Raw genomic sequence first — 4161 nt, forward strand, 5'->3', positions numbered from 1 at the left:
CACTATGATGAACGAATTAGTTCCTGAAGATTTTTTTAAACAAGTTATTCTAATTCCAGGTATAGAAGAACAGAATAAAATCGGGAATTTATTTTTGGATATAGACAAGTTTATCACCCTTCATCAGCGTAAAGTTGAAAAGTTAAAAAAGGTGAAGGCTTCTTTACTGGAAAAAATGTTCGTATAGGTGAAAAAATGACTTTAAAAAACAAATTAGGGATTGATAATTCTCCTGAATTAGCGCGTGAAGAAGAGAGAATCAGTAAGTTACGTGCTATCGAACTTTTTAATTCAGGTATGCTGAAAGATATGCCTGCTGGCAAGTTTAGTACTTTGGCTTTTATTCATAAACATCTATTTTCGGATATTTATGATTTTACTGGACAAATTAGAGCGATCAATATTGCTAAGGGAAATTTTCGTTTTGCACCAATCATGTATTTATCATCTTCTTTAGAGACAATCGATCAAATGCCACAATCTACATTTGATGAAATCGTTGAAAAGTATGTCGAAATGAATGTTGCGCATCCATTTCGGGAAGGTAATGGACGTTCAGGAAGAATTTGGCTTGATCACATGCTGAAAGTGGAACTTGGTCTTGTGATCGATTGGAGCAAAGTAGATAAAGAGGATTATTTGCTTGCGATGGAGCGTAGTCCAATTCGGGATATTGAAATCAAACATGTCCTAAAACAAGCACTTTCTCAAGAAGTCGAGAGTAGAGAAATGTTTATGAAGGGCGTTGATCATAGTTATTTCTATGAGGGTTACTATGCCTATAAAACGGAAGAACTGGTAAAGGAGGGGATAAAATGACATTCGCGAAAGAAGCTCAATTTGAAGAAGCAGTCATTCAATTGTTGAAAGATCATGGTTGGGAAGACAAAGTTTTAAAGAATGCCACGGAAAAAGATCTAATTCAAAATTGGGCGGATATTTTGTTTGAAAACAATCGTGGAATTGATCAGCTAAACAATGTTCCTTTAACTTCCAGTGAGATGGATCAGATTCTTGAACAAATTCGAGCGTTGAAGACCCCTTTGAAATTGAATGGATTTATCAATGGTGAAAGTGTTTCGATTAAGCGAGATAATCCCGGAGATAAACTTCATTTTGGAAAAGAGGTAAGTCTGAAAATCTATAATAAGCGAGAAATTGCTGCTGGTCAGAGTCGTTATCAAATTGTTCAACAGCCAAAATTTCCTACACATTCTAAGATGACAAGTGATCGTAGAGGTGATTTACTTCTATTGATCAACGGGATGCCAGTGATTCATATCGAATTGAAGAGAAGCAAAGAACAGCGGATCGAAGCACAATATCAGATAGAAAAATATGCGAAAGAAGGCGTATTTACAGGACTGTTTTCTTTGATTCAAGTTTTTGTAGCTATGACTCCAGACGATACAGTATATTTCACAAATCCAGGTCCTGAAGGAACGTTCAACGAGAATTTTTATTTCCACTGGGAAGATTCGATGAACGAAGTATTGAATAATTGGAAAGATGTAATTGTTGGTTTATTATCTATTCCAATGGCTCATCAGATGATTGGATATTATACGGTGGCTGATACAGGCGATGGCGTTTTGAAAGTCATGCGTAGTTATCAGTATTATGCGGCAAATGCCATTTCAGATCGAGTTGCGAAGAAAGATTGGGAAAACGGCGATCAACATGGTGGTTATGTTTGGCATACAACTGGTTCTGGAAAAACGATGACGAGTTTTAAATCGGCTCAGTTGATCGCAAGTTCGAATGATGCTGATAAAGTCGTTTTTCTGACAGATCGAATCGAGTTGGGTACTCAATCCTTGAAAGAATATAATTCATTTGCTAGCGAGAAAGAAGTTGTTCAAGCGACAGAAGACACACATGAACTCAAAACAAGATTGAAAAGTGATAATGTGACAGACTCGTTGATTGTTACATCTATTCAAAAGATGTCTAGAATCAAAGATGACGAGAATGGGTTGAATGCATACGATATTGAACAAATCTCTAATAAACGTATTGTCTTTATCATTGATGAGGCGCATCGTTCAACATTTGGAGATATGCTTTATTCAATTAAGAAAACATTTCCGCGCGCTATGTTTTTTGGTTTTACTGGAACACCGATTCATGAGGAAAATCAAAAAAATCATAATACAACAGTTTCAATTTTTGGAGATGAACTTCATCGATATAGTATTGCAGATGGCATTCGAGATCACAATGTCTTAGGATTTGATGTTTATAAAATTTCAACATATTCTGATTCAGATGTGAGAAAAGCTGTCGGTTTATCTAAAGTAAAAGCCTCCTCTGAAGAGGAAGTGTTTAAGGATGAGGCAAAGAAAGAAAAGTATTTGAAGTATACTGACCCTTCCATTCCAATGGTAAAGATTGAAGCAGAATTACCATCCTCTCAATACGATCGCAAAGAGCATCGCAAAATGGTTGTCGAAGATATTAAAAAGAACTGGATTCGATTAAGTGCAGGCAAGAAATTTCATTCAATATTCGCTACCAGTTCAATTCCAGAAGCAATCGCTTATTATAAATTGATTCGTGAAATGATTCCTACAATGAAAGTGACTTGTCTATATGATCCGAGCATTGATAATAAAGCTGGGGCAACAGTGAAGGAACAGGAAACAGTTCAGATTTTAAAAGACTACAATGACTTGTTTGATCAAAAATTTCAAATGGCGATATACCCAGCATTTAAAAAAGATGTTTCTTTTCGATTAGCTCATAAAGAATACTATCGAAATTTAGCTCCAGAAAAACAGCTCGATCTCCTTATTGTCGTTGATCAAATGTTAACAGGATTCGATTCAAAATGGATCAATACACTATATATGGATAAGTTAATGAAATACGAAAATATCATTCAAGCGTTTTCTAGAACCAATCGATTATTTGGTCAAGATAAACAATTTGGTACGATTCGCTATTATCGCTATCCACACACAATGGAAAAGAATATAGAAGAGGCAATTAAGCTTTATTCAGGAGATAAACCATTCGGTTTATTTGTAGACAATTTAAAAACAAACCTAGAAAATATGAACAAAGTCGCCGAAGAAATCAAAACTTTATTTGTGAAAGAAGATATTGTTGAGTATTCGACTTTACCAAAAGAAAAAGCGGTACAGGCAAAATTTGTGTCTTTATTCAATCAATTTAATCAATACCTTGACGCAGCCAAGATCCAAGGATTTGTTTGGGGAAAAGAAGAGTATACTTTTAAAGACGAAAATGTAGGAACAAATTCAGTTGAAGTATCACAAGTTAGAACGGCGATGTCCGAAGAACAATATCTTTCGTTAATTCAACGTTATAAGGAAATTGACCGTAAAGTTGAACCAGGAATACCTAAAGATATTGATGATATACCATTCGAACTTAAAGGACACTTAACTGAAATAGATACGGCACGAATAAATGCTGAATACATGAATTCAAGATTTAAAAAATATCTAAAGGTGATCGAACAAAAAGGTGTTTCATCAGAAGAAGCAGAACAAGCGCTTCAAGAAGTTCATAAGTCTTTTTCGACTTTATCTCAAGATGAGCAAAAATATGCAAATATCTTTATTCACGATTTACAGCGTGGGGATATTCAATTAGAACCAGATAAAACATTACAAGAATATATTCAAGATTATATGGCAAATGCCACTAACGCTCGCATTCAGCGTTTTGCAGACACTTTTGGACTAAATCAAACCAAATTAGAAGAAATGTTGGCAAGAAAAGTCAATGAAAACACGATAAATCAATATGGATTGCTTGACGAAATCGTTAATGATTACGACAAAGCAAAAGCAAAAGCTTATTTCGAAAAAAAAGAAAGAATAAAATTAATTCCACCGAAAGTAAAGCAGAGAATGTATGAATTAATCAAAAAATTTACGCTTTCTGGAGGTTTTGATTTAGAAGATTAGCTTCAAAACCATTTACAATTAACCAATTGACCTATTTTCAAATAGAAATCAGATAGCAAGGGCCGAGTATTATTTTCGGCTCTATTTTTGTAATTACTTGGGAACAGCGTAGGTTTGGAGAACTATATAAAATCAATAATGAACGTAATTTAATTGGAATAACAGTTGATAAAACATTGTCCGTAGCAACTATGAAATATAAAAAAGATGGAAATGGATCTGC

At 34.4% G+C, this 4161-nt stretch carries 4 protein-coding genes; 3 read left to right on the plus strand and 1 reads right to left on the minus strand.

The genetic code is table 11. The features are described 5' to 3' along the window. The 3 genes from BO225_RS12625 to BO225_RS00990 all read left to right on the plus strand — a co-directional run. Positions 1 to 187 (plus strand): restriction endonuclease subunit S domain-containing protein (locus BO225_RS12625; protein WP_473213610.1); only part of this gene is annotated, 187 nt, incomplete at its 5' end. 8 nt (positions 188 to 195) lie between these two features. After that, positions 196 to 819: a protein adenylyltransferase Fic gene (fic, locus tag BO225_RS00985; protein WP_076340426.1), complete on the plus strand. Its 624-nt coding sequence runs from the start codon at positions 196 to 198 to the stop codon at positions 817 to 819. Beyond that, complete coding sequence (locus BO225_RS00990) at positions 816 to 3938, plus strand: type I restriction endonuclease subunit R (RefSeq protein ID WP_076340427.1); 3123 nt, start codon at positions 816 to 818, stop codon at positions 3936 to 3938. The genes fic and BO225_RS00990 overlap by 4 nt, the downstream gene beginning before the upstream one ends. A gap of 37 nt (positions 3939 to 3975) precedes the next feature. On the opposite strand, the gene BO225_RS12630 is transcribed toward BO225_RS00990, so the two are convergent. Beyond that, positions 3976 to 4161 (minus strand): hypothetical protein (locus BO225_RS12630; protein WP_233120262.1); only part of this gene is annotated, 186 nt, incomplete at its 5' end.

Source organism: Dubosiella newyorkensis, from assembly GCF_001945605.1.
Lineage (GTDB): Bacteria > Bacillota_I > Bacilli_A > Erysipelotrichales > Erysipelotrichaceae > Dubosiella > Dubosiella newyorkensis.